Source organism: Citrobacter arsenatis (assembly GCF_004353845.1).
Taxonomy (GTDB): Bacteria; Pseudomonadota; Gammaproteobacteria; order Enterobacterales; family Enterobacteriaceae; genus Citrobacter; species Citrobacter arsenatis.
Window position 1 is genome coordinate 2,824,631 of the sequence record NZ_CP037864.1, and the last position, 17,640, is coordinate 2,842,270.

General features: G+C 50.8%; 19 protein-coding genes. 9 read left to right on the plus strand and 10 right to left on the minus strand.

The window, feature by feature from the left end; translation table 11 throughout:
• Positions 1-444: 444 nt before the first annotated feature.
• The 5 genes from E1B03_RS14670 to E1B03_RS14690 form a co-directional block, all read right to left on the minus strand.
• Positions 445-1,698, minus strand: coding sequence for a ComEC/Rec2 family competence protein (locus tag E1B03_RS14670; RefSeq protein ID WP_133086490.1), 1,254 nt, complete (start codon positions 1,696-1,698; stop codon positions 445-447).
• A gap of 267 nt (positions 1,699-1,965) precedes the next feature.
• Positions 1,966-2,658, minus strand: a complete 693-nt coding sequence (locus tag E1B03_RS14675; protein WP_133086491.1) for a replication protein P — start codon at positions 2,656-2,658, stop codon at positions 1,966-1,968.
• Entirely contained in the window at positions 2,642-3,628 is a 987-nt protein-coding gene (locus E1B03_RS14680; RefSeq protein ID WP_133086492.1) for a replication protein, read from the minus strand. Before E1B03_RS14680 ends, E1B03_RS14675 begins: the two co-directional genes overlap by 17 nt.
• Before the next feature lie 337 nt (positions 3,629-3,965).
• Complete coding sequence (locus E1B03_RS14685; protein ID WP_133086493.1) at positions 3,966-4,508, minus strand: toxin YdaT domain-containing protein; 543 nt, start codon at positions 4,506-4,508, stop codon at positions 3,966-3,968.
• Positions 4,509-4,527: 19 nt separating this feature from the next.
• Positions 4,528-4,761, minus strand: a complete 234-nt coding sequence (locus tag E1B03_RS14690) for a transcriptional regulator (RefSeq protein ID WP_133086494.1) — start codon at positions 4,759-4,761, stop codon at positions 4,528-4,530.
• Between the two features lie 40 nt (positions 4,762-4,801).
• Between E1B03_RS14690 and E1B03_RS14695 the strand changes: the two genes are divergently transcribed.
• The 7 genes from E1B03_RS14695 to E1B03_RS14720 all read left to right on the plus strand — a co-directional run bounded on the left by E1B03_RS14695 (position 4,802) and on the right by E1B03_RS14720 (position 11,114).
• On the plus strand, positions 4,802-5,554 hold the full coding sequence (locus E1B03_RS14695) for a LexA family protein (protein WP_133086495.1): 753 nt from the start codon (positions 4,802-4,804) through the stop codon (positions 5,552-5,554).
• A 240-nt stretch (positions 5,555-5,794) separates the two neighbouring features.
• Positions 5,795-6,001, plus strand: coding sequence for a cell division inhibitor protein (locus E1B03_RS14700; RefSeq protein WP_133086496.1), 207 nt, complete (start codon positions 5,795-5,797; stop codon positions 5,999-6,001).
• Positions 6,002-6,011: 10 nt separating this feature from the next.
• Complete coding sequence (locus E1B03_RS26235) at positions 6,012-6,179, plus strand: YdaE family protein (protein ID WP_165955320.1); 168 nt, start codon at positions 6,012-6,014, stop codon at positions 6,177-6,179.
• 141 nt (positions 6,180-6,320) lie between these two features.
• Entirely contained in the window at positions 6,321-9,533 is a 3,213-nt protein-coding gene (locus E1B03_RS14705) for a RecE family exodeoxyribonuclease (protein ID WP_133086497.1), read from the plus strand.
• Between the two features lie 14 nt (positions 9,534-9,547).
• A complete protein-coding gene (locus E1B03_RS14710) occupies positions 9,548-10,588 on the plus strand; it encodes a RecT family recombinase (protein ID WP_133086498.1) in 1,041 nt (346 codons plus the stop codon).
• Between the two features lie 37 nt (positions 10,589-10,625).
• On the plus strand, positions 10,626-10,868 hold the full coding sequence (locus E1B03_RS14715) for a DUF4060 family protein (protein WP_005121071.1): 243 nt from the start codon (positions 10,626-10,628) through the stop codon (positions 10,866-10,868).
• A 45-nt stretch (positions 10,869-10,913) separates the two neighbouring features.
• On the plus strand, positions 10,914-11,114 hold the full coding sequence (locus tag E1B03_RS14720; protein WP_008322518.1) for a hypothetical protein: 201 nt from the start codon (positions 10,914-10,916) through the stop codon (positions 11,112-11,114).
• Here E1B03_RS14720 and E1B03_RS14725 read toward each other — a convergent pair.
• Both E1B03_RS14725 and E1B03_RS14730 read right to left on the minus strand, forming a co-directional pair.
• Positions 11,107-12,300 (minus strand): tyrosine-type recombinase/integrase, encoded by a 1,194-nt coding sequence (locus tag E1B03_RS14725; protein WP_133086499.1) that lies wholly within the window; start codon positions 12,298-12,300, stop codon positions 11,107-11,109. The genes E1B03_RS14720 and E1B03_RS14725 overlap by 8 nt on opposite strands.
• Before the next feature lie 255 nt (positions 12,301-12,555).
• Complete coding sequence (locus E1B03_RS14730; protein ID WP_003020684.1) at positions 12,556-12,729, minus strand: YciY family protein; 174 nt, start codon at positions 12,727-12,729, stop codon at positions 12,556-12,558.
• Positions 12,730-12,871: 142 nt separating this feature from the next.
• On the opposite strand from E1B03_RS14730, the gene cls reads away from it, so the two are divergent.
• Both cls and E1B03_RS14740 read left to right on the plus strand, forming a co-directional pair.
• On the plus strand, positions 12,872-14,332 hold the full coding sequence (gene cls / locus E1B03_RS14735) for a cardiolipin synthase (protein ID WP_003020687.1): 1,461 nt from the start codon (positions 12,872-12,874) through the stop codon (positions 14,330-14,332).
• Positions 14,333-14,366: 34 nt separating this feature from the next.
• Positions 14,367-14,696 (plus strand): HI1450 family dsDNA-mimic protein, encoded by a 330-nt coding sequence (locus tag E1B03_RS14740; protein ID WP_003020691.1) that lies wholly within the window; start codon positions 14,367-14,369, stop codon positions 14,694-14,696.
• A 36-nt stretch (positions 14,697-14,732) separates the two neighbouring features.
• Here the strand turns inward: E1B03_RS14740 and E1B03_RS14745 are convergent, their stop codons facing one another.
• The 3 genes from E1B03_RS14745 to oppD are packed head-to-tail and all read right to left on the minus strand — an operon-like array spanning position 14,733 to position 17,630.
• Entirely contained in the window at positions 14,733-15,569 is an 837-nt protein-coding gene (locus E1B03_RS14745; RefSeq protein WP_003833361.1) for an ion transporter, read from the minus strand.
• Positions 15,570-15,615: 46 nt separating this feature from the next.
• Complete coding sequence (gene oppF, locus E1B03_RS14750; RefSeq protein WP_103770764.1) at positions 15,616-16,620, minus strand: murein tripeptide/oligopeptide ABC transporter ATP-binding protein OppF; 1,005 nt, start codon at positions 16,618-16,620, stop codon at positions 15,616-15,618.
• A complete protein-coding gene (gene oppD / locus E1B03_RS14755; protein WP_003833364.1) occupies positions 16,617-17,630 on the minus strand; it encodes a murein tripeptide/oligopeptide ABC transporter ATP-binding protein OppD in 1,014 nt (337 codons plus the stop codon). The genes oppF and oppD overlap by 4 nt, the downstream gene beginning before the upstream one ends.
• Positions 17,631-17,640 lie beyond the last annotated feature (10 nt).

Sequence of the window (17,640 nt, forward strand, 5' to 3'; positions counted from 1 at the left end):
ATTACATGGCCATTTCTCAGGTCCCCATGACAGCCAGCATCGGCACAACAAAAATTACCGCTCCCGCATGGAAGAAAAAATAGGTTTACGGCATGGCGGCAACTAAGGCTCGCATGATTAATCCGGACTCAGAACGCGCTCACGCAAAAGTCACTGAGATCCGCGGCAACCATGCCGTCTATGTCTAACAATCGGCAGCCCAAAAGCAATAGACCAAGCAGCTCAGGGTTACTGAGACAGTCCAACAGTGCCCCTTGCCCTCCAGGGCAACCGTCGCGCTGAAAAGTATTTCCTGGCGACCAGCGTTACAGGAGACTGCCACTCGAGTAAAGGGAGAATCCGAGAAGGCTTAGGTAAATATCAGCTAACCGTGCGGCATTCTGGTAAGCAGGCGGTGAGTTTTGAGCTGAACACTTTCTTTAATCATATCGGCCCCGTCTTTCGCTACAGCCTGTAGCGGATAATCACGCCCTGAGTTCGGTCGGCGCAATGCACCCTGGAACTGCTGAGGTCAGCCTGCACGTCAGGATGAGGATGATGTTTCGAACCCGATGCACAATGTACAAATTGCGTAGGGGCCAGTAGCACTGCGTTACCAGGCTCCCACGAATGCTGAGAACCGTGATGAGGGACCTGCGTCAAACCAATTCGGTTCCACCGTTGCGCCCCCAGATGGTGCTGAATATCTGAAATCACTGCCGCAGTAAGATGAATATCACCGGTGCACAGCGTGGCCGGCCGGAGAGTTCTTCTCCACCTGAAACGACAACAGTGGCGATCACTGCCTATACAGCAAATACTGAATTTTTGGCTTACGGGGGCGGCATACATGCACAATGAGATGTTATTTTTTGCTTTGCCGGAATGACCAAAATGGTACTCATACCGATCTTTGAGTGTTTTTCTCCAGTTCGCTGGCATACCTGACAACGGCTGATGCAGGTTAGTACTCATGATGGTGTTCTGAATATCCGTTTTTACATCCGACAAGAGCCAGCCTGAATGTTTCGCATACCACTGCCCGCATCGTTGTTCAATTAGTCCCAATTCGGAAAAGTCTTTTTCCGCATTATAAAAGACAAACTCAAAGTCACCATTTACAGCCTGGATAGAGTGATTATGGGGGAGGATTCGTATGCTTGTATTACCGGAAAAAGAAGACCCAAAAGAAAAGTAATTTTCACTGAATTGCCCTGGTTCATCCTCCTGAAACTCCCTTGAGTTCGGCTCAGTCCCCTCATTGCCTGAGGGAACCGGTGTTGCATCCGGTCCCCTCCGAATGAGTACAACTTCCTCAACACGAACATCAAAATTTCTTGATGCCAGCCATTGTACTGGATTGAGTTGTAACATGGCTGTGGATGGTGATGAGCCCTTCTTGCCCAAGACAGAAATTTCCCGAACGGACTGAGCCCATTCTGAATATGGCAGAACCAGGGTCTTGACAGAGCAGTGCCGAAGAAGAGTTTCAACGCCATTAACATGATCATTATCGAAGTGTGAGAGCACCAGCATGTCAAGGGACACGAGCTTCCGTGGTAATGTGCTCAATACGCGGTTAAGGGTTGTCTTGCTTGTTGCGCCACAATCATAAACCCATTGGAAAGACTCACCTGTACTAAGGTGACGAAGAAAGCCCGTCTTAAAGGTACCCGTTCCGACAGGGTGGAACTTCTGAATAACCATCATTGATGTCATTTTCGTCCCTTAATTTGAGATGCCTTCCTGTGAAACGCACCTGTTCCATTAGTGATGTTGGAAGATTATCGGCAGTTAACCATCATAATTGAATGCTTTTTGAAGAACTAGCGTCAGCAAGAGTGAAAGTTCTCCTGCAGGAGCTTAGCCAACATACCCCAGTTGCATGACATGTTCCCAATTGTTTGACTCACGGCATTGCTAGCAAGAACCATGGATACTCAATGACAAACGTCTGCTGTTCGCTCATAGCAGACCTATTCATCGCTATGCCCTCCCACCAGACTTGATCCAATCATATTTGGCTTTCAGAAGCTCCGCAGGGGTTGGCTCATTCGGAGCCACTGGAGCTGCCAACGTACGACGAACCGGCGGGATCGGCTTCCCGGCCAGCACCCGCTTTTCCCACATATCCAGAATGTCGCTGGCTTCACGCTCGAGCTCTTTATGGCTCAACTGACCATCAGTACCGCGCCGGCGCAGTTCCAGGCAGATGTGGTACAGAACCGGATTCGACCATGGGTATTGCTCGCTGGATGGGTAACGAAAAATCAACTTCTGCCACTTCCAGTACTCAGCCATGACGTCAGCAGCGCTAATGCCAAGCGCGCTACGGCCTTCACGGCACCAGGCGATGAATTGCCCCGGCGATGGTAAGAACGGGCGCTCCTGACGCCGTGCAACGCGCAGACCAGCGTTTACCTGCTCCATGGTGGTGATCCCGTTTTCGCGAAAGGCCATCAGCCACTGGCGGCGCAGTTCGTCGAATGCATCCTGGTCGTTGAAGGTGTGGATGCTGGCCGGGAACGCGGCGCGCAGCACACTGAACAAGGCGTTGAAGATCTCCGCCGTCTGCTCTGCACTCGGCGTTTTAACGTCCTGTAATTCGGGCATACCGCTGGCTACACGCGCAAAATTCTCGCGGTCGAAGGCGACCATCTGCTCAGAGAGAGTTTTCATCAATCACCCCGTCAATCCAGTCTGTGTTGTTGTAATCGATGCCCAGGCGGCTACCTGCAGTCGGCTTAACCGGGAACTTCGGTTTGAATAGTCCCTGGTATCCGTTGGCGATGCTGGTGTTAATCACGTCCACCGGGTTATGTCCTTCGTCCAGGCAGGTCTTCAGCAGTTTGAATGCTTTGGTGACTGTCAGTTCGGTCTTGATGGCTTTCCCAGACTGTTGACGATAAGCAACCCACTCACTCCAGGACTCAGAATCAAGCCACTCAGGAACAGGGATTGTCAGCGGGTCAAACTTCACTTTCCCCTTTGGGGGATTAGAGGGGGTTAGATCTGTTTTTATATTTGTATTTGGAAGAATGTCTTTGGTGTTCCCTGTTTTCGGGGATACCTCTCCCTGAATTCGGGGATAACCATCCCTGTTTTCGGGGATGGTTGGAGGGGTAAACTCCCCATCCCTGTTTTCAGGGTTAACCATCCCTATTTTCGGGGATAGCTGTCCCTGATTCCGGGGATCGCAAATCATGAATTCGGGGGCATTAATAACCCATGTTTTAACTTCAGCAGCCGGGAACGCCTCCGGACACTTCATGCAATTTGGCTTTGTATAAGCCCATTTATCCAGGCAGGTATTAATCCCTATGTATCTGGTTTGCCCAATGCGGCGCAGGATGATGATATTCCGATAAGCGAGGCTCACCACAGCTTCAGACACGTGCTTAACCTTCAGCGCCGTTTTGTCTGCAATGAGGCTATTAGTAATACGGTCCGACTTCTTAGACCAGCCATAGGTCAGACGAATTATCGCATTCAAAACCCTGAATTCACGGCCTGATAGCTCAACGATACACAGGGCATCCTGAATCTGGTTGGCTATGCGTAAATAGCCGTTCTCCAGTTCAGCCATATGGCTCTCCTGTTGCTCCTGTAGAGGTGCGGGAAATTTGATAACTTCAGCGGTATTTGACATACTTGCCTCGTAATTTCTGCCTGGAATTACACTCGAAAACTGGTTGTGTTGGCGCACTCCAGTTTTCCCCCTCTCAGAACAGCCCTGGCTGCAGCTGATTACGTTTAACGCGTTTCTTTTCGAACTTGTCTGCAGGAAGTGATTGCTTCTCTGCCCATAGCTTTGCGTGCCGTAAAACATCGTCAAAAATCCTCCCCTTACGACTGGCCTGACTCATACGCTTGTACATGTCGATCGCCTGATATGCCCCCGTTGTGCCACCGCCGCAGAGAAGCCCTGTTTAATCAGCTCGTCGCGCACGTTCTTTTCAATGAACTCGATGTGGTTCATGGGCACCTCACAAAAGACCAGGCGCTAACGCTGCCAGACCGCTAAGAACCTGCCCCATGGCTTCGGCAGGAAGCATTGCCAGCATCTTCTCTATTCCCTCTCGGACCTCTTTCACCATCTGGTGCTGGGGAGCGTTAAGCATCAGCGCCTGCTTGGCCTCGCTGATTTCTTTCTCCATCGCTGAATAGCGAGACATGAAGTCATCATGCGGAACCAAACGCCCCCGGAATTCCAGAGGAAGAACAGCCAGAATCGCCGGGATCAGTAGCCGGATATTGCGTTGTGCTGTCATAGTGGTCCCGTCGAGCCAGCGGAACAGCTTCTGACGGCGACGACTTAGATCGTCGGGGAAATCCAGCGCGCCGCCACCCTGCCGTTCCCATTCCTCAACGATGAGGCCCGCGACAACATCCTGGTTGTTGATTGATGCAGCCCAGGCGCGAACGGCATAACGGATATGTTCCGGGGAAACGTCAGCAGCTTGCTGATAACGGTTTATCAGTGGCTTAGCTTCAAAATCTGTATTCTGGTGATACGTAAGTGATTGCATGATGCTTTCCCTTTCGTTGTTAAGCAGCTGAGTTACGCGGCGCCGCAAATACCAAGCTCTCTTTTAAAACCGGTGCCTGACGATGAAAGCTATGGGTTGCCGTTTCAATCGCAGATGCTTTTTCAGGGGAAGCCCGGCGATTCCCATATGCAATCTGGTCAAGGTAGCCAACGGTTGTTTTAGCCAGCTTTGCCAGCTGGAACCATTCGTCAGAGGTGGCACCTTTGCGCCAGCGAAGAAGTTCATTACTCATCAGTGTCTCCTGTGGATATGTTGGATCGGAGTTTAGCGTTATGCTAAATAATACGCAAGAAAGATTTAGCAATTTGCGCATTTATCATTTTGCTATAAGCAGCGAAAATGAAGGGATGGAAAATAAAGAGATTAGAAAAGCCAACCTTGAGGCACTGTACGAACAGCGGCAGACAGATAGCGGAATGACTAAAGCACAATTTGCTGAACTCATTGAAACCAGCCCTGCCGCTCTTAGTCAGTTACTTGGGGCAAATCCAAATCGCAACATCGGCGATAAATTGGCTCGAAAAATTGAAACTGCGCTGAATCTACCGTTTGGTTGGATGGATGTGTTACACACCCCTGAAAACGACGGTAATGTGAAATACCGTGGAATTAATGAGACGAAAGGAAGCTATCCTGTAATCAGCTGGGTAAGCGCGGGACAATGGATGGAAGCTGTAGAACCTTATCACCGCAGAGCTATTGATCGTTGGTACGATACCACAGTTGCTTGTTCTGAAGACTCATTTTGGCTTGATGTTAAAGGCGACTCCATGACCTCGCCAGCGGGACTAAGCATCCCAGAAGGAGCAGCAATTCTTGTTGATCCTGAAGTCGAGCCTATCAATGGTAAATTGGTAGTGGCAAAGCTTGATGGCGACAACGAGGCTACGTTTAAAAGGCTCGTTATTGATGCAGGTCGTAGGTTTTTAAAGCCTCTAAATCCTCAATATCCAATGTTAGAAGTTAATGGTAACTGTAGAATCATAGGTGTTGTGGTTGACGCGAAAATTTTGAACATTCCTTAACACACCACTAAAGAGTGAGCCCGCACAAAGCGGGCTTTTTTTTGTCTCGAATCCTACCTCACACAAAATTTAAGCGCTTATTAATCAAAGCGCTAAATTCTCAGCGTGAATAATTTAGCGTTTTGCTATTGATAATAATTTAGCAACACGCTAAATTCATCTCATCGCGAAAACAAACGCGCATAAGGCATCACAACGTTCCGCCAGCCTGGCGATAAAGGCAAACGAGAGGGAATCATCATGGTTCATCAGCACTACGGCACGCAGACGATTAACCGCGGCGCAGTTCTGCCCGGCATGCTCGTCAAACACAAAGACGCAACCTGGACTGCATCAGCCAACGCACGAGGTCGTTTGTATCTGCACCGCGGCGTAGAGCGCACTTACACAACCGAGCTTTTGGTTGAAGTGTTTCTGAATGGTGCAGGCAATGCCCTTAGCCATTAACGGGGGAGTTATGCAAGAGAAGAAATGCGCTTACCGACTCTGCGGAAAGCCAATTGAGCAGGGAAAAGAAGTGAAGAACACGCTGACGTTGATCCACGGCGCGCAGCTGAAGCACGAAGAACGCGATTACTGCTGTGTACGTTGTGCTTCATACGACCAGATGGCCCACGAGTCATAACGTAAAAACCCGCCAAAGCGGGCCTGTACGTCCGGTGCTCCCGACCAAAGTAACACCGGAATTTATAGCAAACCAAATAAGACACCCAATGGGCGCCACCAATGGTCCGGGGATTCTAACACCCAAAAATGAGGATCTCACATGGAATTCTTTAATGTGGTTAAAGCCACTCAGAAATCCGGAAAGCAAGATGCAGTGCTCTGGTTCACTGCTAAAACCGAGGCTCGCGCCAATCTGATGCTGGATGTTGCGCTGGAAGATGCAGGTATCGAAACAGGTCGGGGTAAGGACTACGCCAAACCGATTCGCACTGATTTCCCAGTTGTCGACGGCCTGCCAAAAGAAGGTGAAGTTGATTTTACCTGGTGTGATCGCTACGAACTTCAGGACGATGGGCGCACCTGGCTGCCAAAAGCCGCTGGTGTGTCTACTGGTTCCGTTGACGCCCCCTCCACACCTACTCCGACCGTAATCGTTGAAGATGCGACTGCGTCCGAAATTGTCCCGGTTGAAAACCGTACTCCAGCGGTCCGCTTTGCCGTCCATCTGATGAACGATAAATACCAAACCCACGTCACTAAAGAGCAGCAGTTGGCTGCCAGCGAAATGTCACTGGATGAAGGCAATACATATCTCCATAGCCTGCTTGTGGCAAGGAACGATGTACCCGCGACTGCCAAACTCAGCCTGAATGCTGAGTGGAAAATGGTTCAGGCGATTAAAGACATCTTTGTACAGGATGAAGAGCACGAGCTCCGGGTGATCACTGCATTCATGTCTGACTGGGTGAACACCGATGCCGGTGACCGTAACCAACTTGTAGAAGACTGGCGCAGCGGTAAGTTGCAGTTGCTCAAAACTGAAACCACCAGCGGTGAAGTCGGTCCCGAAGAACAATCTCAGCAGTCAGAGCAGCCGAACCTGATCGTCGTAGCCACCCTGCCATTCCGTCAGCGCGTACTGGCTCAGTTCATCGGTGAAGGTGAATATCTCTATCACGTCGACGCCGGGCAGAAAAACGAGATTGTCCGCCTTGAGATGGACACTGATGACACGTACATCCAGAACCTGCTGCTGGCTGCTGAGAATGTGGAGGCATTCAAAAAAGCCATTGAGCACGATATTCATAAAGTCGTGAATGCCGTTAAGAAAGTCTTCCCTGTCGACGGCAAAAAACCGGAGCTGGCAACAGTTATCCAGTTCCTGACGGTGTGGTTCAAAACTGATTACATCGATCGCGGCCTGCTTGTTAAGGAATGGCAGAAAGGCAACCGTGTTGCGCAGATTCAACGTACTGACGTCAAAACCAATGCTGGCGGTGGAAATAAAACCGATCGCAATCCTAAACTTACCCATTCTTTGGATAATCTGGATATAGAAATTGCCCTCGCCACTCTGTCGATAGATTTCAACATCTACGATATTCCCGGTGAAGCCTTCCGCCCAGCAAAAGCTATGGTACTAGCCAAAGATAGTCCATTCAAAGAGTGGTCCTCAGCCCTGCGCAAACGCGCAGGTATCCTAGATTATTCCCGCGCTGCGATTTTTGCGCTGATACGTAGCGCGCATCCTTCTTATTACCTTAATCCAGACCGTCTATCTGGTTATATCAACGCGAACCTAACGGAAACCGACCACGAGCACCCAACAGCAGAAATGCTGGCAGCAGCTAGGCATAAGCCGGAAGAAAGCTGGGAAAACGAAATTAATAAGCAGGCCGCTGACGAACAGCCACAAATCGCCAACATCGGCAACGGCGTATTCTCCATAGAAGGCCTGATGGGTGATCAACAAACACATACAGATGACCGTTCACCAGTTAATGAGGACACCACCAGCAATGTGCAGATGGAAGAAACTTTCAGTGATGAAAAACAGGCTGGTACTGAAGTGCAGTCAGGCGAAAGCAGTCTGGAAACTGGTGAAAAGTCAGATACCAGCCAGCAAGCCGATGTAAACCAGAATACGGGTTATGTCACCCAAAATAGCGATTCTGTAAACCAAACTGAACCAGTTTTGGCACAAACCGAGCCAGAAGCACAATCTGACGAACCAGCTGTTGCGTACCCCGCTTACTTCGAGCCGGGACGTTACGAAGGTCTGCCGAACGAGGTTTATCACGCAGCGAACGGTATCAGCTCAACCCAGGTGAAAGACGCACGTGTGTCGCTGATGTACTTCAATGCGCGCCACGTAGAGAAAACCATTATCAAAGAACGCTCTCCAGTTCTGGACATGGGTAACCTGGTGCATGCGCTGGCGTTGCAGCCCGAGTTGCTCGATGAAGAATTCAGCGTTGAACCCTTAATTCCGGAAGACGCATTTACCACCACGGCAACGATCCGCGCCTTTATTGATGAGCATAACGCCAGCCTGCCAGCGATGCTGTCAGCCGACGACATCAAAGCGCTGCTGGAAGAATACAACGCCACTCTGCCTGCACAGGTGCCGCTGGGTGGTTCAGTCGAGGAAACTGGCCAGAGCTATATGTCGCTGCCAGAAGAGTACCAGCGTCTCGAAGCGGACAAGAAGCAGACCGCCTCAGCGATGAAAGCCTGCATCAAGGAATACAACGCCACTCTGCCTGCTCAGGTGAAAACCAGCGGTAGCCGCGATGCGTTACTCGAGCAACTGGCAATCATCAATCCTGACCTGGTTGCACAGGAAGCGCAGAAACCGGCGCCACTGAAAGTGTCCGGTACCAAAGCAGATCTGATTCAGGCCGTGAAGTCTGTTAATCCGAACGCCGTCTTCGCCGACGAACTGCTGGATGCGTGGCGCGAGAATCCCCTAGGGAAAGTGCTGGTCACCCGCCAGCAACTGAGCACTGCACTGAGCATTCAGAAAGCCTTGCTCGAGCACCCGACCGCGGGCAAGCTACTGACACACCCGAGCCGTGCAGTAGAAGTCAGCTACTTTGGCTTCGACGACGAAACAGGTCTGGAAGTCCGTGTGCGCCCGGATCTGGAAATCGACCTGGACGGTGTGCGCATCGGTGCCGACCTGAAAACCATCAGCATGTGGAACGTTAAGCAGGAAGGCCTACGCGCCAAACTGCACCGGGAAATCATCGACCGTGACTACCACCTGAGCGCGGCTATGTATTGCGAGACTGCAGCGCTGGACCAGTTCTTCTGGATTTTCGTCAACAAAGACGAGAACTACCACTGGATCGCCATCATCGAGGCATCCGCCGAACTGCTGGAACTGGGCATGCTTGAGTACCGCAAGGCGATGCGCGCTATCGCTACCGGCTTTGACACTGGCGAATGGCCAGCACCGATCACCGCTGATTACACCGACGAACTGAACGACTTCGACCTGCGCCGCCTTGAAGCGCTGCGTCTGGCTTAATGGAGGATTTGACCATGCAAAATACCAACATCATTACGACCGAGCAGGCACCAAACACCATTTCCGCCAGCAACGCTGTGTTCAACGTGCAGGCACTCGGCCAGCTTACCTCTTTCGCTGAATTGATGGCGCAGTCTGCCGTCACCGTCCCCAAACACCTGGAGGGGAAACCCGCCGACTGTATGGCTATCGTCATGCAGGCTATGCAGTGGGGAATGAACCCATATGCGGTTGCCCAGAAAACGCACCTGGTCAACGGTGTACTAGGTTACGAAGCGCAGTTGGTTAACGCAGTAATCTCCAGTTCAAGCGCCATTGTTGGTCGCTTCCATTACGAATACGGCGGTGACTGGGAGAAGATCGCCGGGAAAAAAGACGGTCGTGATGAATTAGGTCTGTTTATCCGGGTTGGCGCCGTACTGCGCGGAGAAGAAGAAATCACCTGGGGCGAGCCAATCTACCTGGCAGATATCACCACACGTAACTCGCCACTGTGGAAAACAGCGCCGAAGCAGCAGATTGCTTATCTGGCAGTGAAGTACTGGGCTCGCCTGTACTGCCCAGAAGTCATCCTCGGCGTCTACAGTCCAGATGAAGTTGAGCCACGCACTGAGAAAGAGATTAACCCAGCACCGAAACACGTTAATTTGGCTGATATCTCAGGTGACACCGTCACAACCACGCAAAACGCACAGGAATCGTCGGTAAATATCGACTCACTGGCTGATGATTTCCGCGAACGCATCGATGCCGCTCAGGATGTTGATAGCGCCAAAGCACTGCGCGCTGATATCGAAAGCGCGAAGGCCACGCTCGGATCTGCCCTGTTCACCGAGCTGAAGAATAAGGCAGTGAAACGCTATTACCTGGTTGATTCACGTAACAAGGTCGAAGCCGCGATCAACTCACTGCCGTCTCCGGACGAACCGGATGCATTTGAACGGTTTGGGGAAGTTGAACGAGTTCTTGCAACGGCGAAACGTCATCTGGGCGACGAGCTGCACGATCAGTTCACCATCACCCTGGCGGATATGAAACCGGAATACGTTGGCTAAGGGTTGGGAGGGTTCGCCCTCCCACTGAGGAGATGTAATGCGACTGATTAACCGAGGCAATCAGCAATCCCCGTTAGCGCGTCAGGCATGCGACATCGCGCTGGCCACTCATCACGAACGCTACGGCGACTACGGGCGCAGCAAGATGAAAGAGACATACACGGTGAGAGTTGAAGGTGTGAAGGTCTGGGTGGAGGTAGTGAACCGCAAGGCGAGCTACGTGGCCACGGCGATGACAGGTATGCGCCGACTGCGTGCACTTCCGGGTCAGGTTTCTTGATATTACTTTTAGAAATGGCCCAGTTCGGGCCATTGGAGAAAAACGATGGATGATATTTTGCTGACGTCAGACCTGACCAGTCGATACAAAATCTCACGTAAAACCCTTTGGTCATGGCAAAGCACAGACACGATGCCGCGGGGTTTTGCTAAGCCGTTCCCCGCCCCGGACTTTCCCGGTAACCCTAACCGCTGGAAGTCGGAGTCAGTCAAAGAGTGGGAAGGTGTGAAACAGCCAATTAACTGAACGGCTCACCGATGATGCTTTCAAGATGGCTCTGCCAAACGTGGAGCCAGTGTTTTTGATCATCGATGTAGTCATGCAGATTATAGTGCGCCATCACGCCAACCATTTGGTGACCAAGTAGCTTTTCAATCACATGTGGCGGACAGCCAAGTTCTGAAAGATTTGTTGCGATTGTTCTTCTCATATCATGGAGAGACCAGGGCTCCATGCCGGATTCTGACCAAATATACCTGGCATAGTTCGAAGCAACTGGCGGATGAACCGGGACGTCTTTAATCTCCCCATCCAGTAAGCGCTGTGAAGTGACTAAATGCTTTGTGTTGATCTTCTCAAGATGATTTTTTACCAGTCCCACCGCAGCATCAGAAAGAGCCCTTCTCATGTGCACTCGCGTTTTGTAACTTCCAGCAGGAATTATCCACTCATTTTCATCCAGCTTGAACCATGACCTTTCGCTCAACCGAATCTCTGCCGTCCTACAGCCGGTCAACATAATAAATTTCACAAGAAACACGGACTCTATAGACATGCGGTTTTGCAGCCACCGATAAATAGCCACCAGCTCACGATCATCCAGGCGCCGCGTTCTCTTTTTCGGTTTTTGTCCAACGTCAGTGGGTAGCAATCCCTCGAGCGGATTGGTCGATATCACGCCTCGGTTAATACAGAACCTGAATGAGCGTTTGCACAGTGAAAGCATATAATGGGCCATCACCCTGCTTTCAATCTGATCAAATACATCTATCCAGTGCATTTTTGTCGAGTTGTCGACTTTGACATTCCGCATCGGTTCGGCGATATGTTTGGCGAATACCAACTGATAATAATCCGTCTTGGTGAGTTGATTCGCGATACAGTGTTTCTCGATCCAATAATTGAAGGCTTCAGCCACTGTCATAGAACCTTCACGAGATAATTTTTCCAGCTTCACTTGCTCACGCGGATCTAAACCTTCAGTAAGCCACGTTCTGAACTGCTGACGCCTTTCCCTTGCCTGAGCAATACTCATTGCAGGATAATCACCGACATTAAGTTTGACTGCTTTTCCAGCCCATCTGTATCGGTAGAAAAATGAAACTTTGCCAGCCTGACTTATCCTTGCATTGAGTCCGTGAGAATCTGAAATGGTTTCGATATCATCGCGCTTCTTGCCAAGGGCCTTCCTGAGCTTTGTGTCAGTGATCATTGAATGGGTACACATTTGGCTTTTGAGTACACAAAAGTGTACACAAAACTCGTTACTCTAAGCTACCCGTAATGTAACACTTGTACTCAAAGTGTGATGATTAGAAGACCGGAAGGCAGGTAATAGAAGGCTTTAGCGTAACAGAACGTTTTTACGCGGAATTCTTCGGAATAGGCCGAATGACAATATAAGAAAGTATTTTAAAATAAGAATATAATGCAGACATTGGGCACCGCCAGCGGTGCCCTTTTGAGATCAGATACTGTGGATTGCAAACAGCAACGAATTGCGTTGATGGTTGAGAATGCACTTTCTGATGGTATGGATACGCATGTTACGACGCGATTGTCCTTCAAGCCAACGTGCTTTACGGCGGCTAGCCTGACGCAGCATCCGCCAGCGTCCCACTTCCGTTCTACTACGCTTCATGTTTACTACTCTTTCAGTCACTGAGCGGCCATTATAACGCCACACCGAATGCAGACCAGTGGTTTTCCCGTGTTTTTATTTGCCAGATTAATCCTGATGCGTAAACTCTTAACAATACGCTTTCAAAAGGATTTTTAAATTTATGACAACCTTCTACACCGTGGTGAGTTGGCTGGTCATTCTGGGTTACTGGGTACTCATTGCTGGCGTAACATTACGCATTCTAATGAAACGACGCGCAGTGCCCTCCGCAATGGCCTGGCTTTTGATCATCTATATTCTGCCATTGGTAGGGATCATTGCTTATCTGTCCTTCGGTGAGCTTCACCTGGGTAAACGTCGCGCCGAACGCGCCCGGGCAATGTGGCCGTCAACGGCCAAATGGCTGAACGACCTTAAAGCCTGCAAGCATATTTTTGCGCAGGAAAACAGCAGCGTCGCCTCATCCTTATTTAAACTGTGCGAGCGTCGTCAGGGAATCGCCGGGGTTAAGGGAAATCAGCTGCAACTGCTCACCAGCTCAGATGATGTGATGCAGGCATTGATCCGCGATATTCAACTCGCGCGCCACAACATCGAGATGGTGTTTTATATCTGGCAGCCGGGCGGTATGGCCGATCAGGTTGCCGAATCATTAATGGCCGCTGCCAGACGCGGGATTCACTGCCGCCTGATGCTGGACTCGGCGGGCAGCGTGGCGTTCTTCCGCAGCCCATGGGCGGCGATGATGCGTAACGCAGGTATTGAGGTTGTTGAAGCGCTGAAAGTGAACCTGATGCGTGTGTTTTTACGCCGAATGGACCTGCGCCAGCACCGTAAAATGATTATGATCGATAACTACATTGCGTATACCGGTAGCATGAATATGGTCGATCCTCGCTTCTTCAAACAGGATGCAGGCGTTGGACAATGGGTTGACTTAATGGCAAGAATGGAAGGACCGGTAGCCACCGCTATGGGCATCGTCTATTCCTGCGACTGGGAAATTGAGACCGGCAAGCGCATTTTACCCCCGCCGCCAGACGTCAATATCATGCCGTTTGAGCAGGCCAGCGGTCACACCATTCACACTATCGCCTCGGGTCCTGGTTTCCCAGAAGACTTGATTCATCAGGCGCTGTTAACCGCAGCGTATTCGGCACGTGAATATTTAATTATGACCACGCCCTATTTCGTTCCCAGCGACGATTTGCTGCACGCCATTTGTACGGCGGCGCAGCGCGGGGTCGACGTCAGTATCATTCTTCCGCGTAAAAATGATTCCCTGCTGGTTGGCTGGGCAAGCCGGGCCTTTTTCACTGAGCTGCTGGCTGCAGGCGTTAAAATCTATCAGTTCGAAGGCGGCCTGCTGCACACCAAGAGCGTACTGGTCGATGGTGAGCTGAGCCTCGTCGGTACCGTTAACCTGGACATGCGCAGTCTGTGGCTCAATTTTGAAATTACGCTGGTCATTGACGATGCCGGATTCGGCGGCGATCTCGCGGCGGTACAGGATGATTATATTTCGCGTTCCCGCCTGCTTGATGCCCGTTTATGGGTAAAACGACCACTCTGGCAGCGGATCGCTGAGCGACTGTTTTACTTCTTTAGTCCGTTGCTGTAAAACGTGCCCATCAGACAGTAAACAGGTAGTCATTATGGATATGGATTTGAACAATCGCCTGACTGAAGACGAAACGCTTGAGCAGGCTTACGACATTTTTCTTGAACTGGCTGCGGACAACCTGGATCCAGCCGACATCATTCTGTTCAATTTGCAGTTTGAAGAACGCGGCGGTGCCGAGTTATTCGACCCGGCAGAAGACTGGCAGGAACATGTTGATTTTGACCTGAACCCTGACTTCTTTGCCGAAGTGGTGATTGGTCTGGCGGATACAGAAGACGGCGAGATTAACGATATTTTTGCCCGCGTTTTATTATGTCGCGAAAAAGATCACAAACTCTGCCATATCCTCTGGCGCGAGTAATCTAATAAAAAGCTGCTTTCGCAGCTTTTTTCATTTTTACCCCGGCAGTTTACTTCCACAACGGTTACAAAACTGCGCGCTATGTTCATGCTGAGCCTGTTGACACTGAGGACATTTTCGTTGATGTCCGCGTTGCTGGAACGCGCTGCTCATATGCGTGGTAATTAATCCCGTTGGAATCGCAATCACCGAATAACCAATCAGGATAAGCACAGACGCTACCATACGTCCCAACGGCGTGTGCGGTGTGATATCGCCATAGCCGACGGTGGTAACCGTAACAATGGCCCAATACACTGAAGCATTTAGCGTAGTGAAGCCATATTTTGGCCCTTCTATCAGATACATCATCGCGCCAAAAACTACCATCAGAATGGCAATGAAGGAATAGAACAACATCAACTGATGCCGGGCGCTTTTTAAGGCATTCCAGAACACCCGCAGGGAAGGCATAAAGCGCAGCAGCTTGAGAATGCGCAGGACACGCAGAACGCGCATCGCCCGCCAGGCGAAGACATAGCTCAGACTGATTTCAGGCCATAACCACATCACATACAGCGGCAAAATTGTTGCGAGATCGATTATTCCCCAGAAGCTAAACACATATTTAGCAGGATTGGCCCAGCAGCATAAACGAAGAAGATATTCGAGGGTAAAGACCAGAGTAATAAAGATCTCCAGCCAGACAAAAACGCGCCATTCCTCAAAGGTTAAATGGTATTGCGTCCCTACTCCGGACTCAATGAAGATAACGATAACGCTGAGCAAAGCGAACAGCGCGCACATACCTTCAAAGCGACGCCCTGAACGGGTGTTTAAATCGAATAATTTGCGATAGAGCGCACGGCGAACAGAAGAGACTAAACCTGGCACAGATACCTCACCAAAAAGAAGGGCTGACCTTTGTCAGCCCTCAGGATTATAGCGGGTCTACTTTCAGGCAGGAAACTGCGTGTCGGAAACTCCCTTCAAGAACCGGGCGTGTTTTTGCACATTCCGGCCCGGCAATCGGGCAGCGCGTACGGAACACACAACCGGAAGGAGGGTTAATCGGCGATGGCAATTCGCCTTCCAGCAACTGGATAACCTTGTTCCTTTCCTGATCCGGATCGGGGATCGGCACCGCAGACATCAGCGCTTTGGTATAAGGATGCAGCGGGTTATGGTACACCTCGTCATAGGTCCCTAATTCCACGGCGTGGCCGAGATACATAACCAGTACGCGGTCGGAGATGTGTTTAACCACCGCCAGGTCGTGGGCAATGAAGATTAACGATAATCCCATTTCACGCTGTAGCTGTTGCAGCAGGTTAACCACCTGGGCCTGGATTGATACGTCTAGCGCCGAAACGGGTTCATCGCAAATAATCAGCTTCGGTTCGAGGATCAGCGCACGGGCAATACCAATACGCTGACACTGACCACCGGAAAACTCATGCGGGTAGCGGTTAATCAGGTTGGGCAGTAATCCAACCTTCATCATCATTGCCTTCACACGGTCGCGAACCTCCTGACGTGGCAGGTTTGGATGATAAGTCCGCAGCGGTTCGGCAATAATTTCACCAATCGTCATGCGCGGGTTTAACGATGCCAGCGGATCCTGGAAAATCATCTGGATATCGCTACGCACTTCCCGCCACTCATCGGGTTTCATGCCCAGCAAATCTTTACCCAGCCAGGCGACCTTTCCATCGGTGGCTTTCACCAGACCGATAATCGCACGGGCAAAGGTCGATTTCCCACAGCCTGATTCACCCACCACGCCCAGGGTTTCACCCTCATACAGTCGCAGGGTCACACCATCAACCGCCTTCAGGGTTTTAGACGGCTGCCAGAACCACTGTTTGCCATCTTTAATATCGAAATGGACTTTAAGGTCGGCAATCTCAAGGAGCACTTTTCGTTGTTCGGTCACCGCATTCATACCAGTTCCTCCACCGGTTTAAAGCAGGCGCGCAGACGGCCCGGACTAAATTCCTCCAGTGGCGGAGCACTACTACAGATTTCCATTGCATGTGGGCAACGCGGCTGGAATGGGCAGCCTTTTGGCAGACGCAGCAGGTTTGGTGGGTTGCCCGGAATAGTCAGCATCTCTTCCCCTTCGGCATCCAGACGAGGTACGGCATTCAGCAAACCAATTGAATACGGATGAACGGGTTTATAAAAGACATCCCGCGCGCTGCCATATTCCATGGTACGACCGGCGTACATCACCAGAACTTTATCGCAAATACCGGCAACAACCCCCAGATCGTGGGTAATCATGATAATCGCCGTGTTGAATTCGCTTTTCAGTTCATTCAGCAGCGTCATGATTTGCGCCTGTACCGTTACATCGAGCGCGGTAGTCGGCTCATCGGCTATCAGTAATTTAGGCCTGCACAATAGCGCCATGGCGATCATTACGCGCTGACGCATGCCGCCCGAGAATTCATGCGGGTACATTTTCATGCGCTTACGCGCTTCCGGCATTTTCACCGCATCCAGCATTCGGACTGACTCTTCAAAAGCTTCCGCTTTGCTCATGCCTTTATGCAGCATCAGAACTTCCATCAACTGCTCCCCAACCCGCATGTATGGATTGAGAGAAGTCATCGGGTCCTGGAAAATCATCGAGATTTGCTCGGCGCGCAGCTTGTTCAGCTCACGTTCCGGCAAGTTCAGAATTTCTCGTCCGTTGAATGTTGCAGAACCCCCGATACGACCATTTGCCGCCAGCAGCCCCATCAGGGCAAACGCTGTTTGCGATTTACCCGAACCCGATTCCCCGACAATACCCAGCGTCTCTCCGGCTCGCAGAGAAAAGTTCAAATCGTTTACTGCCGTTACATCGCCGTCGGGGGTGGCAAACGTCACACGCAGATCTTTTACGTTCAGCAGTGCGTTAGCCTGTTGTTGCGCGAGCGGCGCGGTTGAGGTTTCAATTACGCTCATGGCTGCACTC

Bases quoted from the DNA above. Each gene is read 5' to 3' on its own strand.
- cls (WP_003020687.1), top strand. From the start codon at position 12,872: ATGACAACCTTCTACACCGTGGTGAGTTGGCTGGTCATTCTGGGTTAC.
- E1B03_RS14715 (WP_005121071.1), top strand. From the start codon at position 10,626: ATGCGACTGATTAACCGAGGCAATCAGCAATCCCCGTTAGCGCGTCAG.
- E1B03_RS14710 (WP_133086498.1), top strand. From the start codon at position 9,548: ATGCAAAATACCAACATCATTACGACCGAGCAGGCACCAAACACCATT.
- E1B03_RS14725 (WP_133086499.1), bottom strand. From the start codon at position 12,300: ATGATCACTGACACAAAGCTCAGGAAGGCCCTTGGCAAGAAGCGCGAT.
- E1B03_RS14675 (WP_133086491.1), bottom strand. From the start codon at position 2,658: ATGAAAACTCTCTCTGAGCAGATGGTCGCCTTCGACCGCGAGAATTTT.
- E1B03_RS14690 (WP_133086494.1), bottom strand. From the start codon at position 4,761: ATGAGTAATGAACTTCTTCGCTGGCGCAAAGGTGCCACCTCTGACGAA.
- E1B03_RS14720 (WP_008322518.1), top strand. From the start codon at position 10,914: ATGGATGATATTTTGCTGACGTCAGACCTGACCAGTCGATACAAAATC.
- E1B03_RS14705 (WP_133086497.1), top strand. From the start codon at position 6,321: ATGGAATTCTTTAATGTGGTTAAAGCCACTCAGAAATCCGGAAAGCAA.
- E1B03_RS14730 (WP_003020684.1), bottom strand. From the start codon at position 12,729: ATGAAGCGTAGTAGAACGGAAGTGGGACGCTGGCGGATGCTGCGTCAG.
- E1B03_RS14740 (WP_003020691.1), top strand. From the start codon at position 14,367: ATGGATATGGATTTGAACAATCGCCTGACTGAAGACGAAACGCTTGAG.
- oppF (WP_103770764.1), bottom strand. From the start codon at position 16,620: ATGAATGCGGTGACCGAACAACGAAAAGTGCTCCTTGAGATTGCCGAC.
- oppD (WP_003833364.1), bottom strand. From the start codon at position 17,630: ATGAGCGTAATTGAAACCTCAACCGCGCCGCTCGCGCAACAACAGGCT.
- E1B03_RS14695 (WP_133086495.1), top strand. From the start codon at position 4,802: ATGCTAAATAATACGCAAGAAAGATTTAGCAATTTGCGCATTTATCAT.
- E1B03_RS14700 (WP_133086496.1), top strand. From the start codon at position 5,795: ATGGTTCATCAGCACTACGGCACGCAGACGATTAACCGCGGCGCAGTT.
- E1B03_RS14670 (WP_133086490.1), bottom strand. From the start codon at position 1,698: ATGACATCAATGATGGTTATTCAGAAGTTCCACCCTGTCGGAACGGGT.
- E1B03_RS26235 (WP_165955320.1), top strand. From the start codon at position 6,012: ATGCAAGAGAAGAAATGCGCTTACCGACTCTGCGGAAAGCCAATTGAG.
- E1B03_RS14685 (WP_133086493.1), bottom strand. From the start codon at position 4,508: ATGCAATCACTTACGTATCACCAGAATACAGATTTTGAAGCTAAGCCA.
- E1B03_RS14680 (WP_133086492.1), bottom strand. From the start codon at position 3,628: ATGTCAAATACCGCTGAAGTTATCAAATTTCCCGCACCTCTACAGGAG.